Below are 15,855 nucleotides of genomic sequence, written 5' to 3'. Positions count from 1 at the left end.
GCCGCCTTACCTTAATTGGATGAGGCGGCTTTTTGTTTTATACATGAAGGTTAGCAAAGGGGAGATGGAGAATTTGTTTGATGAGGTGTTAGACATTTGGCACATGCGTGACAGGAGGAGAAAACATGAATCAGCAAGCGGTAGAGCGAATTAAGGCGCACGAGGAACGAGTGGAGCAAGCGAATGCATTTTTGAAGCAAAAGGTGGATGAGCTTGAGGAAGACAGTTACAGGCTCAGCTATCATTTGATGCCTCCTGCAGGCTGGATGAACGATCCGAATGGCCTTATCTTTTATAAAGATGAGTACCATGCGTTTTATCAGCATTATCCGTATGAAGCCAAATGGGGACCCATGCACTGGGGACACGCCAAAAGTAAAGATTTAGTGAACTGGGAACATCTCCCGGTCGCGTTAGCGCCTTCGGAAGTTTACGACACAGGAGAAAATAGCGGCCATGGCTGCTGGTCGGGCAGCGCTGTGGACGATAACGGCAATCTCACGTTAATTTATACAGGACATGTTGACGGGCGCACCCCCGTGGAGGTGCAGTGTCTCGCAACTAGCACGGATGGTTTGAACTTCCGTAAAGAGGCTGGCAATCCGGTCATTGCGGGAGCTCCAGAGGAAGGCGGTCTCGGGTTCCGGGACCCGAAGGTGTGGCGGCATGCAGGGGCATGGTACATGGTGGTCGGATTTGGGAAAGACGGCTTGGGTAAAGTGCAATTGTATACGTCAGAGAATTTACGGGAATGGCGTCACCTTGGAGTGGCTGCGGAGAGCGACGGAACGATGGGGGATATGTGGGAGTGTCCGGATCTCTTCCCGTTAGGGAGCGGGGACGATCATGTACTGGTCATTTCCCCGATGAATATGGGAACGACGAAGACGATGTACCTAACCGGCAAATTAAACTATGAGACCGGTCAATTCAGCTATGGCTATAAGGAGCGGCTGGATTACGGGTTTGACTTCTACGCCCCGCAGACGTTCATGGACGGGCAGGGCCGGCGCATCCTCCAAGGCTGGATGAACATTTGGGGGGCCAAGATGCCCGAGCAGGAGCGGGGCTGGATGGGCACCTTTACCTTGCCGCGCGAGTTGAAGCTTAACGCGGATGGTACGCTGCGGATGGAACCCGTGGCGGAATTGCAGGCTTTACGCGGGGCTTATCAACGCGTGAATGGTCTGTCAATAGGCGCGGATACGGAAGTGACGCTGGCGGGTGTGCATGGCGATACGCTTGAGCTAATCGCCGTTTTTGATGTGGCCAAAGCCGGAGGCGCAGCGGAATTCGGCTTGCTGCTTCGCTGCTCCGAGGACGGTACCGAGTACACGAAGGTGGTCTATTCAGCCGCTGAGCGCAAGCTCAGCGTGGATCGCACGCGCTCCGGCGCAGGCGAAGCGGGCGTGAGCGAAGCTCCGTTAACGCCGATGGCGGACGGACGCGTGAGGCTGCATCTGTTCCTCGACCGCTCGTCGGTCGAGCTCTTCGCAAATGACGGAGTGAAAACCGTCACGAACCGGATTTACCCTGCGGCGGCTAGCCTGGGTATCAAGCTGTTTGCCGAGAAGGGCGAAGCTCATCTCGAGAGCTTGGACGCTTGGGTGTTGGGGTAGGATTAGATTGGTTTGAGCTCCTCGCTCCTCACTTCCTGGCACATGGGGCAGGAACGCGGATTTACACGGATTCTGCGCAAATAGCGGACTCAAGCTCCCTTAACACAAAAACCAGCAAACCCAAGTAAAGGGCTGCTGGTTTTTGTGCATTCTAATTCCGTACACGCATCGCCTGATAAGCATTCCGGGTAACGCACTGTGTAAGCCAATTCAGATCCAATCCTTGCTGAGCCGCATAAGGGAGGAAATCAGTCAGCAGGTGGTGATAAGGCCGAAGATTTCCGCCTTTCTCCTCACCAACCGTGTACCAACCTGTGTCTTGAGAAAGTAGAATTTGCTCGCTGCTTATACCATGATTCCGTAGTTGCTGCAGCAGTTCCACATGTTTGTCATAGGTGCCTGGCAAAATAGAATCAATCGAAATCCACATACCCTCATCCGCCAGCCGTTGATGGACGGTCAAATCCTTGCCGGTTTGGGCATGCACCCAGATGAAGCGCTCCAGGCCGAAGGCTGCTTCTCTCATGATTTCGCCCGCGTGTAGGGCGGTATCCCCGCCGATGGTATGACATTGAATCGGCAATCCGGTTTCAAAGGAGGTGCGAATAGCGGCCCGCAATATTTTTTGCTGCGTCTCATTGATCGACGTTCCGTCGTTTAGAGCGATTTTGATATAGCCAGGGTAGACACCGCTATCTCCAATGCCGTTTTGTGCCTCGCGAATCCATAGATCGGATAGCTCACGCTCCGTGGCTTGATAAACGAAAGGCGGCAAATAAGGTGCCTTATAAAAGCCGGTGTTCGTCACGAAATGCAGACCGGACTGGGCAGACAGGTCTTTTAAAACATAGGGGTCACGCCCCAAATACTCCGGCGCACAATCTACGAATGTTGAGCAGCCAGCCTCCTTCAACTGCAGCAGGAGCGGCAAGATGGAGGCCACGACTTCATCGCGGTCGTAATCGTTCGGAGTTAACTTGCCATCTTCGACAAATCCAACTAGGACATGCTCGTGGACGAGAATCGTTCCGGCTTCTTTTTCGTTGATAAGCCCTGTTACGGTCTGCAGCATAGTATCGATATCCCCCTTGATCCTTGATTTTACTCTCCTATAGTCTATAGTGGACCGGTTGGAGTAGGCAACACCCTGTTATTCTTTTACAATAGAATCATCAGGAAAATATTGAAGAACGGAGAATCCGCATGTCCGCCGATTCGATTTTAAATCATGAGCTGCAGCCGTACATTCGCTATGCGGACCTGTTGCATTTTCAACAATGGAAAACGCCGCCCAGAATTATTACCGACTACATGCTGCTTTACGTACAGGAAGGGTCCTTTCGCCTTCAAGCAGAAGGGGCGCTCTATGAGGTGAATCAGGGGCAGTTCATCTTCGTGCAGCCGGGCATTGTGCATCAGATGGAATCCGAAGCGCCGGTCTGTCTGATGTCTTTGCACATGGAGCTGTTCCCTTCCCAAGTCGATGCTCGTCCGGAAATGATTGTGCCGATCGATCACGCTTTTAACCCAGAGACAGTACCTCTGCAGCCAAGTCTGAAAACATTTGCGGATATCTCCATCCCTTATCTATTGAAGCTTTCGAGGCACGAATGGATGTTGGACACTCTGCAGCAAGCAATTGCGCATTGGGGCCGCAAAAAGGCAATCGACCTTCTTCAAGCACAAGTCCACGCCACAGAGATTGTGCTGGAATTGTTAAAAGAATACACAACCCGCGATACCTCCGAGCATAGCCGCTCTACCTCGCTTAGTTGGGTGCCGGCCTATATGCAGTACCGGTTGTCGGAACCGCTGACTGTGGAGGAAATGGCACATAAGGCGCTCATGTCCCGCTCTTATTTCTCCTTGCATTTTCGCTCGCAATTCGGAGTGTCCCCTCATCAATTTCTACTCAGGCTGCGTCTTGATTACGCGACCGATCTGCTCCGTGGCACGGATCTTCCGCTTCAGGATATTGCGGACAGCTGCGGATTTTCGAGCGTTCACCATTTTTCCAAGATGTATAAGCTTCGCTTCGGATGCCCGCCAAGTCAAATCAGACGCCATCCATAAAAAAGACGTTTTGATACATTTACTATGCATTTTGACAAAGCCAGACGGTTCAGCGCTCCCTATAATGAAGTCATAGAGCTAGAAGCTTTTTGAAGCATGGGCCAAAATAGAAGGGAGCGATGGCGGAATGAGTGACAAACGAACGTATGATTTTCAAAGACAGATAGAGACTTATGATCGCGCTGATATCGTCGTTATCGGAGGAGGACCTGCGGGAACGGCGGCTGCGATTTCGGCGGCAAGAAGAGGCAAGAAAGTCATTTTGCTCGAAAAATCAGGGCAGCTTGGCGGTATGGGCACCTTGGGGAATGTGAGCATTTTTATGCCGATTGGGAACGTGACGGGCATTTACCGTGAGATGATTGCCGATGTGCTGGCCGAATATTTGCCGGAGCATCATGATACGTCCATTGCCCCGCAATATTCGCCTTTTGAGCTAAGGCATTATTTAAATGAGAAAATGAAAAAAGAAGGCGTAGAGGTCATCTACCATACCGAATTCGTTGGGGCGGTCAAGGACGGAACTCGCTTAGAAGCTGTAATTGCGTCTACACGCGAAGGATTGAAGGCTTTTGAGGCTAAGCAATTCATAGACTGCACCGGGGATGCCAGAGTCGCACTCGATGCCGGGGTGCCTCATACGTCGGGAAGAGACGGGGATGGGCTGACCCAGCCGATGACGCTTATGTTTATGATGCAGAACACAGGCAAGACCGTAACTCCGATCCTGCCGGAAGGCTGCTATTATTATGAAAAAGTGTCCGATCTGCCACAGGGACGCCATCTGTATTGGGAGCGCAACAAGGACGGCCAGCTCCTGGTGAACATGACGCGGGTCAAAGGCAACGGCGCGAACATCAAAGACATCAACTACGCGGAAACCGAGGCGCTGAGACAGGTATTTTCCATCGTGCATTATTTGCAGCGGAATGGTTTTGAGACCTATGCGCTTTCGCACGTGGCCAATCAGGTTGGCGTGAGGGAAACGAACCAGATTCAGGGGTTGTACACACTGACGGAGCAGGATGTGGTGGAGGGCCGCCGATTCCAAGACGTGGTCGCCCAGACGAACTACGAGATCGACATTCACAGCCCCGATGGCAAAAAGACCACTGACGAACGCAAAGTCAGCGGCTACGACATTCCGTATCGCTGCATGGTGCCCGAAGACGTGGACAATTTGCTCGTCGCCGGCCGTTCCATATCCGCTACGCATGTCGCGATGTCGTCTATGCGTGTGCAGCCTACTTGCTACGCGTTGGGGCAGGCAGCGGGAATTGCTGCTTCCATCGCTTTGGACGAAACTTGCGTCATTCGCGATGTATCCATCGATGCGCTGCATGAGGGACTGCGTGAGATGAACGTTGTATTTCATAAGCTTGCATCTTATTCGTAGACGAACATAAAAACCCTGACGGATTAAACTCCGTCGGGGTTTTCTACGAGTTAGAGGAACTGAGATCCCTTATTTGGTGAGAATCGAGCGATTTCCCCACTTAGCGGAACTACAGGGCGTTATTCGCCTCCCATGACACATTTTTCAGCTGAAATGGTCAAAATAGGGGAACGTAGTTCCCCTGACAAGCGGGAAACGTGCCTTTTCATAGAAATAGCGGCCTGTAGTTCCCCTAAACCCACTTCACTAACCGCTCGCCTTTCTAGCAAACTAGATATTCTCCCGGTTCAGCACATAAACTTTCACGTTTTTCTTCACGCCGAATTCCTGCGCCTGACTCAAATCGTTCATGAACACATCAATTCTCGAACCGCGAATCGCCGAGCCGATATCTTCGGCTTTGCGAATGCCGATTCCCTCAATGAATACGGTGGAACCTAGTGGAATGACGGCTGGATCGACGGCGATCGTCCGCCCCTCCTTGGCTTTTAACCCGCTGAAGGTGATGCCGTACATGGGATGGGAGGCCTTTTTACCGGTCGATTCGAAACCCGCTGTATAGGCTGTCAATGTGGTGTTGATTACTTTTTTAATGATTTTTGGTTGTGTTTTCGTGGCAGGCGCTGTTCCACTTGAAGGAACATTGAGGGTTTGTCCAATGGTCAGGCCGCGCGGATCACTAATTCCGTTGGCTGCCATCAGGTCGTTCACATCCACTTCAAAGTCACGAGCGATTTTGAACAAGGTATCTCCCCGGTTAACCTGATACTGCGTTGTTGGCAGCGCGGTAGCAGCGGTAGTGGTAGTGGTTTCAGGTTCGACTGCATTTGATACAAGACTGTAAGATGGCGGGAGTTCCATATTTTCATCGCTGCCTGGGTAGGAATAGGCTTTACCAGTAAGCCATAAACTTACTAACAAAGGAATTGTCAGAGTCGTAAACAAGATTCTTAGAAACATCATAGCTCCTCCTCAAAAAAGTTAATAGAGTTATAGCTACTAGACTCGTCAAATTTATATTTTTCTATACGTATTCTATGAAAAATTACTAGATTAAAGCCCGCAAAAGGCCCTTTTACGGGCTTTTTTGCTGTTTACAGACAGATTGGCAAACGTTCGTCCTTGCGTGAATACACTATAGCAACAACCTAAAGGAATGATGTTCATGCGCCCAGGATACGGAATGTTTCAACAACAGTCGGCGAAAATGCGGCTCACGCCGCAGCTGCGCAAAGCGATATCGATTCTGCAGCTCTCGACACCGGAATTGCTGGAGGTTGTTCAGCAGGAGATGAATGAGAATCCGGTATTGGAGTTCGCCTCCGCTAACGAGCGGACGGTCGATGCTCCCGCTCGCCCTACCCGTACGAGGGATGGCGACGCTCCCTACGATCCGCTGCACCATGCCGCGTCGAATGAGGTGTCTCTGGAAAGGCATTTGAAGGAGCAGTTATTCTTCATGAAAAAAGTGCCGCAAGCCGTGCGCCGCATTGTCATTTTTATGATTGGAAATGTGGATAGCAATGGCTATCTGACCTCTTCGATCAGTGAAATTTCGGATGTTTTGAAAGTGGAACGTGAGCTGGTGGAGCAAGCTCTTACGATTCTGCAAAGTTTTGAGCCTGCCGGTGTGGGGGCGAGAAATTTGCGCGAATGCCTGCTTTTGCAGGTACAATCCTTGGCGGAAAGCTTTCCGCTCGTCGCCATACTCATTCGCGATCATTTGAAGGATGTTGCCGATTATCACATTCACAAACTATCGCAGCATCTGCAAGCTTCGCCGCAAGAAATTCATGCAGCTGTAGCCGTGATTAAGGGGCTAAATCCCAGGCCAGGGGCTGCCTTTCATACGGAAGCCATTCACTATATCATACCGGAGGTGATCATTGAAAAGTCAGGCGGCAGGCTTGCCGTGTTCACTCATCAGGCAGCGCTGCCCCGTCTATCGATGAATGGCTATTATGAGCGACTTGTGAAGGAGGGAAAAGATGCGAACGAAGCCGCTCGCTTTCTAACCGGCAAGTTACAATCGGCGATGTTTTTCTTAAGGTGCCTGGAGCAGCGCCGAAAGACGATTTATCGTGTGGCTCAGGCCATCGCCGAGGAACAAAGCGAGTTTTTTTGGAAGGGGACGGCCTATATCAAGCCGATGACCTTGAAACACATTGCCGATAAGCTCGGCATGCATGAATCGACAGTCAGCCGCGCCACAGCCGGCAAATATGCTCAAACGCCTTGGGGCATCTTCGAGCTCAAGCACTTTTTTCCATCAGGCTTGCTCAAAGACTGTGGAGAAGCAGCATCCTCCGAGCGTGTCAAAGCCAGATTAAAGGAGTGGATTCGTGGCGAAAACCCTGCTAAGCCATACTCGGATCAGAAGCTGACAGTGCTGCTGAAGCAGGAAGGCATCCAGATCTCACGCCGCACAGTGACGAAATATCGGGAGGAGCTCGGCATTTCTTCTTCCTTGAGAAGGAAACGCATATAGTTAACCTAAAGGGTTATGGCTTGATTAAGGTTTTGGCCCACAAATTCATATCCTCATATTTATCGTAGATATCGCAGTTTTTCGTCAGCCTGCCGTAATACCCATAGCCCATTTGATGGAAAACGGCATTCATGCCAAAGGAAAGAGCTCTGGACAGCGAGTAGGCACAGTTAATTTGGCGAGCGATCAATTCATCCTCCAAAGCATGCATCAATAATCGCATGAGCCCTTTGTTGCGGAAGGCAGGCAGTGTGGCGCAATCAGTCATTTCCGCATTGGCATATCGCGCATTAATTTCAGCGGAAGCGGCGCTAATGAGCTCATCTTGCGATTCGACGAGATAATAAATCGTCCCCTCCTGCATCGTTTTTGCAACATAAAGCGGATCGTTCATGGGTGTTGGGTAGGTTTGGAAAATCTGGCTGTACAAATGAGACAGCTGCTCTGCATCCTTGAGCAAGGCTAAACGCAGGGTAAAAGGTTCCGGTATGACGGGCATTACGGGTTTACGAGAAAGCGCTAGCACTTGATGCAAAATGCAATCCTCCTCCATCCAATAATCGCTGCTCCGCCGCCCCAGATCGTAATAAAACGCCATACAGTAAGCGTCCATGCCATGAAAATATCCTTTGTAAATGCCCTCTAGCATGCAGCCTTTTCCTAAAAAGATCTGCCAATCCTGCTCTCGCGATTTGATAAAAACCTTGGTCAGCGCATGGCTTTTGGCTGCGTCGGCTATTCGATCGTAGATGGCATCGACATTGCCTTGATAGTCGTCTACCCGCAGTCTTTTGTTCATGAAATCGAGGTAAAAGCTTACCGTATAATCACTGCCGCTTTCAACTTCCAAACGGGATGTTGGCCGATCATTTGGCATTTGATTAGGCATCTGGCAGTCCCCTCCTTCTTCTTACCATGGTTATATGCTTCGATCCATTAGATTAGCCTTGCAATAGTTGGGGGTGTCGGTCCAAAGTTGGCATGCATTTTGCTTCGTTATTAGGCAGTAGCAGTCGTAACGCAAACCATATCTCATGAAGGAGGCTGAGCGCTTATGCAGTGCATGTGGTGTGAAACGGAAGATGTCCGTGAAGGGGTAAAAGATTGCTACTGGATCATGCCGGACGGGAGGATGGCTGTACAGATTTTGAACGTACCCGCGATCGAGTGCGCGAACTGCCGAACGTATGTGCTGGAAGGCACTGCCCAGCAGATCGAAGAGATGCTGTATTGGCATGATGTTTCTGCGCTCGGAAGCTCCTTTCACTATGAAGATCTGATGAAAGCTCCTCGGGTCAAAAATATGTTCTTGAAATAAAATCAACAACGATAGTGATGGCTGATTAGCGGGGGTGCCTTATGGGGCGGGAGCATTTAATCAAGCCGGTACTGGATCATCCTTATCCCACGATTCAATATGGCAAAGGGGTGTTCCTCTACGACGAGCAGGGCAAAGCGTATCTGGATGCCTCATCAGGGGCCGTGACGGCCGGCATCGGGCACGGCGTGCAAGACATTATCGATGCCATGATGGAGCAGGCGAGTAAGGTATCTTTTGTGTACCGTTCACAGTTCACAAGTGAACCGGCAGAGAAACTGGCGAAGAAGCTGAGCGATTTGGCGCCAGGGGGCGACTATTGGGCCTTCTTCGTGAACAGCGGCTCTGAAGCGACGGAAACGGCGATGAAGATTGCCATTCAGCATTGGCAAGAGAAGGGCCGCTTGGGGAAGAACAAAGTGATCTCACGCAGGATGAGCTATCATGGCATCACCATGGGCGCGCTTTCGATGTCCGGCCATGTACTTAGACGAAGGCGGTTTATACCGCTGTTAGAGGATTTCCCAGTCGTTGCTCCCGCCTATTGCTATCGGTGTCCGTTCAAAATGAACGCAGCTTCCTGCAAGCTGGCGTGCGCAGACGACTTGGAAACAGCGATTAAACGAATCGGCGCCGAGCATATCGCCGCCTTCATTGCGGAGCCTGTAGTCGGGGCTGCTGGAGGAGCGATAGTGCCGCCTGCGGGTTATTTTAAGAAAATCAAAGAGATTTGTGAGCGCTATGAGATCTTATTTATCGCCGATGAGGTGATGACCGGCATTGCTCGTACGGGTGAAATGTTTGGCATGCAGCATGAAGGCGTAGAGCCCGATCTGATCGCACTGGGGAAAGGCTTGAGCGCCGGTTACACACCGATGGCTGCAACGCTGGTTAAAGATCACGTGATGGCGCCTATTTTGCAAGGCTCCAAGAGCATAATGGCCGGCCATACGTACAGTGCCAACCCACAGTCGGCCGCCATCTCGCTAGCAGTGCTGGACTACGCCCTGAAGCATCAACTAGCTCAGTCAGCTCGAAGCATGGGTGCATATCTGCTAGCTAAACTGCGTCAAATGGCGGATGGCATCGAAATCATTGGCGATGTCAGGGGGAGAGGGCTTCTTCTGGCCCTGGAGTTCGTCCAAGATCGAGACTATAAGACGATGTTCCCACCTGTGGAGGGCATCACTTCCCGAATCATAGATAAAGCCTTTCAAAAAGGCCTGCTCGTTTACCCCGCAGCTGGCGCTGTGGATGGGGCTGGGGACGCCATTATTGTGGCGCCGCCTCTGGTCATTACGGAAGCGGAAGTTGATCAGCTCGTACAGCTTTTGGAGGAAGCGATTCGGGAAGTTGCGGATGAGTTGACCAGGGAATCGGCGGGAGGTGGCAAAGATGGAGAGATCTGAGCTGAGCAAAGTGAAGAGCTTGGAAGAGGCGCTTCATGCGATTAATGACGGCTGCACGCTTATGTACGGCGGGTTTGGCGGTATCGGCACACCACCAACGCTGATCGATGGCATTTTAAGCAAAGGGGTCAAAGACTTAACGATTATCGGCAACGATACCGGTTTTCCTCATATCGGAATTGGCCGTTTAGTAACCGCCGGACGGGTGAAAAAGGTGATTGCTTCCCATATCGGCTCCAATCCTAACGCTGGTCAAATGATGGAAGACGGCACCATGGAGGTCGTTTTTTACCCGCAAGGTACGCTGGCGGAGAAAATTCGAGCAGGCGGAGTCGGCCTCGGAGGCATTCTGGTGGACGTCGGTGTCGGGACGATGATGGGAGAAGGCAGGGAGACGGTATCGATTGCGGAGCGTACGTATTTGGTGGAACCGGCTTTGACGGCCGATGTGGCCATTGTTCATGCTTTGAAGGCGGACCCTTACGGCAATCTTGTTTATGATAAAAGCGGCAGAAATTATAATCCGCTCGTGGCGATGGCAGGGACATTTACCATTGCCGAGGTGGATGAAATTGTGCCTCTTGGCGCGCTGGACCCTGAAAGCATTGTTACGCCGGGCATTTTTGTCGATATGGTCATCCTCAGCAAAGGAGTGAACTGGCAATGGGTATGGGAAAAGAAAACCGTGACCGAATAGCGAAACGGGCCGCTCAGGAATTAAAGAACGGCATGGCCGTCAATTTAGGCATTGGCATTCCAACCCAGGTTGCGGACTACGTGCCGGAGGGTGTGCAGATCGTTTTTCATGCGGAAAACGGCATCTTGTATGCAGGCGGAGCTCCGAACCCCGGAGAGGAAGATGCGTTTCTCTGCAACGCGGGCGGGTATCCGGTCACGATTGTCGACGGAGCCTCCTATTGCGACAGCTCCATCGCTTTTGCCATGATTCGCAGGGGCTGCATTGATATTACGATCCTTGGGGCGCTGGAGGTTAGCGAACGCGGCGATTTGGCGAATTGGATCGTGCCTGGGAAGCGGGTGGCCGGCATCGGCGGGGCAATGGAGCTTGCGCAGAAAGCGAAAAAAGTCATCGTGCTCATGAACCATGTCAATCGGCAGGGAGAGTCCAAAGTGAAGAAGCAGTGCGAATTGCCGCTGACGGCCAGGGCTTGCGTGAAACTGATTATTACGGAGATGGCCGTGATGGAAGTGGTGGAACATGGCTTGCTTTTGAAGGAGATTATGTCTCCATATACTGTTGATGACGTCGTTCGCCATACCGAAGCGGCTTTAATCATTCCTGAGCATATTACCTATATTCCATAATGGAAAGCGAACCAGAAGGAGGGAATTCCATTGCCGAATCCGAAGGCTGAACTGTCGGAGCGCATTCATGAGTGGATCACGCTTCATCGTGACGCAGGGACCGCACTGCTGCAGCAAATGGTCCGAATTGCAAGCACACAAGGCAACGAGAAGGAAGTTCAACTGCTCGTTGCCGATCAGCTGCGGGGCATGAGAATGGATGTGGATATGTGGGAGCCGGACGGAGAGGAGCTTGCGGATCATCCGTATTTTTGTTCGCCACGGAGCCATTTTGCAGGCAGTCCTAATGTTGTGGGCGTTATGAAGGGAACAGGAGGCGGACGTTCCATCCTGCTGAACGGCCATGTAGACGTTGTGCCGGAAGGCCAGCGGAATCAGTGGGCACACGACCCTTACAGCGGCGAAGTGGTTGACGGCAAGCTGTATGGACGTGGATCAACGGATATGAAAGGCGGCAATACAGCGCTTTTGCTAGCCCTCGGTGCTATTCAGGGTGTGGGGCTGAAGCTGAAAGGTGACGTTATTTTCCAAAGCGTTGTGGAAGAAGAAAGCGGCGGGGCCGGAACGCTGGCGGCTATTCTAAGGGGTTACCGGGCCGACGCAGCTCTGATTCCGGAACCTACAAATTTCCGCATTTTCCCCAAACAGCAAGGCTCGATGTGGTTCCGCATTGAAGTCAAAGGGCGGTCGGCGCATGGCGGAACAAGGTATGAAGGCGTGAGCGCTATTGAGAAAAGCGTCAAAGTCATTCAGCATATCCTGGAGCTTGAGAAGGAGAGGAATACCCGGATCACTGATCCGCTCTATGCGAACAACCCGATTCCGATTCCTATTAATCTTGGCGTTATTCAAGGCGGGAATTGGCCTTCGTCTGTTCCAGATACCGTAAAACTGGAGGGTCGCATGGGGGTTGCCCCTGAGGAGATGCTGCAAGATGCCAAGGAGGAAATGTTGAATTGGTTGGAGCAGCTGAAGGAAGCTGATCCATGGTTTGCCGAGCATCCGCCAGAACTGGAGTGGTATGGGGCGCAATGGGTGCCGGGCAGCGTTGATCCCGAACACCCTTTGATGCAAGTGCTTATGCAGCAGTTTCGCGCGGTTAAGCAGGAAGAGCCCGTCATCGAAGCATCGCCTTGGGGCACGGATGGCGGCTTGCTCACGCAGCTGGGCGATACGCCTTGCATTGTTTTCGGCCCCGGAATTACGGAAGTGGCGCATTATCCGAATGAGCACATTGTGCTGGAGGATGTGTTCAAGGCTGCTGAGATTATCGCGCTAACCTTGATTGACTGGTGTGGTTTTGACAGAATGGAGGCATAGGGGATGGATGTGAAGGAGAGAAGGAAGACGTACATTGACATGAAGACCTCTCTGCCGGGTCCGGAAGCTCAGAAACTGCTGGAGCGGCGCATGGCGAGCATTCCACGGGGGCCTTTCAATACCGTACCTACCTTTGCGGCAAAAGGGGAAGGAGCCTTGCTCACGGATGTCGACGGGAATACTTTTATCGACTTGGCTGGAGCAATCGGCTCTTTAAATGTCGGCCACTGCCCGCCTAAAGTGGTGGAAGCTCTGAAGGCGCAGCTGGACAATTATTTGCATCCATGCTTTCATGTGATGATGTATGAGCCATATGTCGCTCTTGCTGAGAAATTAAACGAATTGACGCCAGGTGATCATGCGAAAAAAACGTTTTTTTTGAACAGCGGAGCAGAGGCTGTCGAGAATGCGGTAAAAATCGCACGCAAGTTTACGGGGCGTAAAGCTATTATTTCCTTTGAGCGAGGCTTCCACGGGAGAACTTACATGGCGATGTCGCTCACGAGTAAAGTGAAGCCTTATAAAAATGGCTTCGGTCCTTTTGCGCCCGACACCTATAAAATGCCATATCCCTACTACTACCGTGCCCCTAACGGCATGTCTGCGGATGAGCTCGATGCTTACATCTTGCAGAAGTTTGATGATTTTTTCTTGTCTGAGGTTCCGGGCGAGGACGTCGCTGCCGTGATTCTGGAGCCGGTTCAAGGCGAAGGGGGATTTGTCATCCCTTCCACGCGTTTCATTCAAGGCGTCAAAGCCATATGCGAGAAATATGGGATTTTGCTTATCGCTGATGAAGTGCAGACAGGTTTTGGGCGTACGGGTAAAATGTTTGCGATGGAGCACCACGGTGTTGTACCGGATCTCATGACGATGTCCAAATCGATTGCAGCCGGCCTCCCGATTAGCGCCGTGACCGGCAGAGCGGAGATCATGGATGCTCCGGGGATCGGGGAAATCGGGGGCACGTATGGCGGCAGTCCGCTTGGTTGTGCTGCAGCCCTGCAGGTTATTGCGATGCTGGAGGAGGAGCGGCTCTCCGAACGGGCTGCCACGATCGGCGCAGTCGTCACGGAGCGTTTTGGGCGTATACAGCAGGAACTCAGCTTCATCGGGGATGTGCGTACATTGGGTGCCATGAGTGCTATTGAGATCGTGAAAAATCCTGTGAGCCGAGCGCCGGATAAGGAGTTGACGGCTCGGATTTTGCAGGAAGCGCATCAGCATGGGGTAATCATTATGAGTGCAGGTATTTACGGAAATGTGATTCGTATCCTAAGCCCGCTAGTGATCACAGACGAACAGCTCGCTGAGAGCCTTGATGTGCTGGAGGCGGCGTTCAGGGCCTGCGGCGGTTAGAAAAGGGGAAACAGCATGAAAAAGCATTTATTCATTGAGGGCCGGTGGGTAGAAGCCGGCGAATATCGGCCCTTATTCTCGCCATACAGCGGTGAACAAATTGCCGAGATTGCCTACGCAGGAGCGGCCGAGGTGCAGCACGCACTGGAGGCGGCTGAACGGGCCAGACCTTTGATGGCGCAAATGCCTGCACATGAACGCGCCGCAATATTAGAGCGGCTGGCTGCCTTGATTTGCGATAATGAGGACGAGTGCGCTCGCATTATCGCGCTTGAAGCAGCGAAGCCGCTGAAGACGGCAAAGCTTGAAGTAGAGCGGACCATCGCAACGTACAAGTTCGCAGCTGAAGAGGCGAAGCGGATTCACGGCGAAACGATTCCGATGGACGCAGCGCCCGGCGGGGAGGATCGCGTGGCGTATACGATCCGCCAGCCATTGGGGGTTGTTGCGGCGATAACACCGTTTAACTTTCCGATGAATTTGGTTGCGCATAAGGTGGGTCCTGCGCTGGCTGCGGGCAACACCATCGTTTTGAAGCCGGCGGGACAAACGCCGCTGTCTGCGTTGTTTTTGGCGGAGCTCTTGCAGCAGGCGGGGCTTCCTGCAGGGGCGCTGAACGTTGTAACCGGCAGCGGGAGCGCCATCGGCGACATCCTGGTGACGGATGCAAGAGTGAAGGCGGTTACCTTCACGGGAAGCCCGGAAGTCGGGATTGCCATACGGAGTAAGGCAGGCCTGAAGAAAGTGATTTTGGAATTAGGCTCCAATTCTGCGCTCATTGTGGATCAAGGGACGGATGTGGACAGCATGATCGCGCGGGCTGTTACGGGGGCTTTCTCCTATGCAGGCCAGGTGTGCATTTCCATTCAACGGATTTACGTGCATGAAGGGCTGTTTGACGAGTTTGTCGGGAAGTTCGTCAAGCAGACAGAGATGCTTCGATTGGGGGACCCGCTAGATCCCCAGACGGATGTTTCAGCTGTCATCGCTCCGCGTGACGTTTTGCGGGCGTTGGAGTGGATCGCAGATGCCGAGCGCTCCGGCGCTGTTGTCGCAACCGGCAACAAGAAGGAAGGGAATGTCGTGCATCCGACAGTCCTGCTTCATGTTGCTGCGTCGAGCAGCATCTCCTGCCGGGAGGCGTTTGCTCCCGTTGTTATGATCAATAAGATTGCGTCCGTCGAGGAGGGAATCGGGCTGGTGAACGACTCCCGGTACGGCCTGCAAGCGGGCATCTACACGCAAAATATCGGTACAGCGTTCGCCGCTGCCGAAGCGTTGGAGGTGGGGGGCGTCATGATTAATGACATTCCCACCTTCCGTGTGGACCACATGCCATACGGCGGCGTCAAGGAGAGCGGCACAGGACGCGAAGGCGTGAAATATGCCGTGGAGGAGCTGACGGAGCTTAAGCTGGTGTGCTTTAAAAAGTAAGCGTGGGCTGCTTCGCCGGCCTGTCCGTTGCCATAAATGTTGAAGGGGAGCCCGAGGGCATCCCCTTCATTGTTTATTCTGGCGCTATGCAGGAACTCTTGCGCATGCAGGGG

At 52.3% G+C, this 15,855-nt stretch carries 14 protein-coding genes; 11 read left to right on the top strand and 3 right to left on the bottom strand.

Going from position 1 to position 15,855, the window contains the following annotated elements:
• Positions 1-125 precede the first annotated feature (125 nt).
• Positions 126-1,619, top strand: coding sequence for a glycoside hydrolase family 32 protein (locus tag ACUN27_RS32915; RefSeq protein WP_445560288.1), 1,494 nt, complete (start codon positions 126-128; stop codon positions 1,617-1,619).
• Between the two features lie 151 nt (positions 1,620-1,770).
• Here the strand turns inward: ACUN27_RS32915 and ACUN27_RS32910 are convergent, their stop codons facing one another.
• Positions 1,771-2,691, bottom strand: a complete 921-nt coding sequence (locus ACUN27_RS32910; RefSeq protein ID WP_445560287.1) for a phosphotriesterase family protein — start codon at positions 2,689-2,691, stop codon at positions 1,771-1,773.
• A gap of 131 nt (positions 2,692-2,822) precedes the next feature.
• On the opposite strand from ACUN27_RS32910, the gene ACUN27_RS32905 reads away from it, so the two are divergent.
• Positions 2,823-3,692 (top strand): helix-turn-helix domain-containing protein, encoded by an 870-nt coding sequence (locus ACUN27_RS32905; RefSeq protein WP_445560286.1) that lies wholly within the window; start codon positions 2,823-2,825, stop codon positions 3,690-3,692.
• Between the two features lie 127 nt (positions 3,693-3,819).
• Positions 3,820-5,088, top strand: coding sequence for an FAD-dependent oxidoreductase (locus ACUN27_RS32900; protein ID WP_315956117.1), 1,269 nt, complete (start codon positions 3,820-3,822; stop codon positions 5,086-5,088).
• A gap of 270 nt (positions 5,089-5,358) precedes the next feature.
• Here ACUN27_RS32900 and ACUN27_RS32895 read toward each other — a convergent pair whose 3' ends face one another.
• Positions 5,359-6,048 carry a 3D domain-containing protein gene (locus ACUN27_RS32895; RefSeq protein WP_445560285.1) on the bottom strand — a complete coding sequence of 230 codons (690 nt, stop codon included), beginning with the start codon at positions 6,046-6,048 and terminating at the stop codon, positions 5,359-5,361.
• Positions 6,049-6,271: 223 nt separating this feature from the next.
• Between ACUN27_RS32895 and rpoN the strand changes: the two genes are divergently transcribed.
• Positions 6,272-7,576 (top strand): RNA polymerase factor sigma-54, encoded by a 1,305-nt coding sequence (gene rpoN / locus ACUN27_RS32890; protein WP_326060930.1) that lies wholly within the window; start codon positions 6,272-6,274, stop codon positions 7,574-7,576.
• A 13-nt stretch (positions 7,577-7,589) separates the two neighbouring features.
• Here rpoN and ablB read toward each other — a convergent pair whose 3' ends face one another.
• Positions 7,590-8,465 carry a putative beta-lysine N-acetyltransferase gene (gene ablB / locus ACUN27_RS32885; RefSeq protein WP_315956114.1) on the bottom strand — a complete coding sequence of 292 codons (876 nt, stop codon included), beginning with the start codon at positions 8,463-8,465 and terminating at the stop codon, positions 7,590-7,592.
• Positions 8,466-8,630: 165 nt separating this feature from the next.
• On the opposite strand from ablB, the gene ACUN27_RS32880 reads away from it, so the two are divergent.
• Genes ACUN27_RS32880 through ACUN27_RS32850 form a run of 7 tightly spaced genes read left to right on the top strand, consistent with a single transcriptional unit; the run spans position 8,631 to position 15,742 of the window.
• The gene (locus ACUN27_RS32880) at positions 8,631-8,894 is read left to right on the top strand and encodes a YokU family protein (RefSeq protein ID WP_127458613.1); all 264 of its coding nucleotides are present in this window, start codon (positions 8,631-8,633) and stop codon (positions 8,892-8,894) included.
• Between the two features lie 41 nt (positions 8,895-8,935).
• Entirely contained in the window at positions 8,936-10,303 is a 1,368-nt protein-coding gene (locus tag ACUN27_RS32875) for an aspartate aminotransferase family protein (RefSeq protein ID WP_445560284.1), read from the top strand.
• Positions 10,290-11,000 (top strand): CoA transferase subunit A, encoded by a 711-nt coding sequence (locus ACUN27_RS32870; RefSeq protein ID WP_315956111.1) that lies wholly within the window; start codon positions 10,290-10,292, stop codon positions 10,998-11,000. Before ACUN27_RS32875 ends, ACUN27_RS32870 begins: the two co-directional genes overlap by 14 nt.
• The gene (locus ACUN27_RS32865) at positions 10,967-11,629 is read left to right on the top strand and encodes a 3-oxoacid CoA-transferase subunit B (RefSeq protein ID WP_315956110.1); all 663 of its coding nucleotides are present in this window, start codon (positions 10,967-10,969) and stop codon (positions 11,627-11,629) included. The genes ACUN27_RS32870 and ACUN27_RS32865 overlap by 34 nt, the downstream gene beginning before the upstream one ends.
• A gap of 30 nt (positions 11,630-11,659) precedes the next feature.
• The gene (locus ACUN27_RS32860; protein ID WP_445560283.1) at positions 11,660-12,949 is read left to right on the top strand and encodes a peptidase; all 1,290 of its coding nucleotides are present in this window, start codon (positions 11,660-11,662) and stop codon (positions 12,947-12,949) included.
• A gap of 3 nt (positions 12,950-12,952) precedes the next feature.
• Positions 12,953-14,308: a 4-aminobutyrate--2-oxoglutarate transaminase gene (gene gabT, locus ACUN27_RS32855; protein WP_445560282.1), complete on the top strand. Its 1,356-nt coding sequence runs from the start codon at positions 12,953-12,955 to the stop codon at positions 14,306-14,308.
• A 15-nt stretch (positions 14,309-14,323) separates the two neighbouring features.
• Positions 14,324-15,742 (top strand): aldehyde dehydrogenase family protein, encoded by a 1,419-nt coding sequence (locus ACUN27_RS32850; RefSeq protein WP_445560281.1) that lies wholly within the window; start codon positions 14,324-14,326, stop codon positions 15,740-15,742.
• Positions 15,743-15,855: the final 113 nt, after the last annotated feature.

The sequence above is a fragment of the Paenibacillus sp. WC2504 genome, assembly GCF_052682475.1.
The sequence above is the reverse complement of the archived record's forward strand: the minus strand, read 5'-3'. Positions and strand labels throughout refer to the sequence as shown.

Excerpts from the sequence above, each read along its gene's own strand:
- rpoN (WP_326060930.1), top strand. The coding sequence starts at position 6,272 with ATGTTTCAACAACAGTCGGCGAAAATGCGGCTCACGCCGCAGCTGCGC.
- ACUN27_RS32895 (WP_445560285.1), bottom strand. The coding sequence starts at position 6,048 with ATGTTTCTAAGAATCTTGTTTACGACTCTGACAATTCCTTTGTTAGTA.
- ACUN27_RS32910 (WP_445560287.1), bottom strand. The coding sequence starts at position 2,691 with ATGCTGCAGACCGTAACAGGGCTTATCAACGAAAAAGAAGCCGGAACG.
- ACUN27_RS32900 (WP_315956117.1), top strand. The coding sequence starts at position 3,820 with ATGAGTGACAAACGAACGTATGATTTTCAAAGACAGATAGAGACTTAT.
- ACUN27_RS32905 (WP_445560286.1), top strand. The coding sequence starts at position 2,823 with ATGTCCGCCGATTCGATTTTAAATCATGAGCTGCAGCCGTACATTCGC.
- ACUN27_RS32865 (WP_315956110.1), top strand. The coding sequence starts at position 10,967 with ATGGGTATGGGAAAAGAAAACCGTGACCGAATAGCGAAACGGGCCGCT.
- ACUN27_RS32850 (WP_445560281.1), top strand. The coding sequence starts at position 14,324 with ATGAAAAAGCATTTATTCATTGAGGGCCGGTGGGTAGAAGCCGGCGAA.
- gabT (WP_445560282.1), top strand. The coding sequence starts at position 12,953 with ATGGATGTGAAGGAGAGAAGGAAGACGTACATTGACATGAAGACCTCT.
- ablB (WP_315956114.1), bottom strand. The coding sequence starts at position 8,465 with ATGCCTAATCAAATGCCAAATGATCGGCCAACATCCCGTTTGGAAGTT.
- ACUN27_RS32875 (WP_445560284.1), top strand. The coding sequence starts at position 8,936 with ATGGGGCGGGAGCATTTAATCAAGCCGGTACTGGATCATCCTTATCCC.
- ACUN27_RS32915 (WP_445560288.1), top strand. The coding sequence starts at position 126 with ATGAATCAGCAAGCGGTAGAGCGAATTAAGGCGCACGAGGAACGAGTG.
- ACUN27_RS32870 (WP_315956111.1), top strand. The coding sequence starts at position 10,290 with ATGGAGAGATCTGAGCTGAGCAAAGTGAAGAGCTTGGAAGAGGCGCTT.
- ACUN27_RS32880 (WP_127458613.1), top strand. The coding sequence starts at position 8,631 with ATGCAGTGCATGTGGTGTGAAACGGAAGATGTCCGTGAAGGGGTAAAA.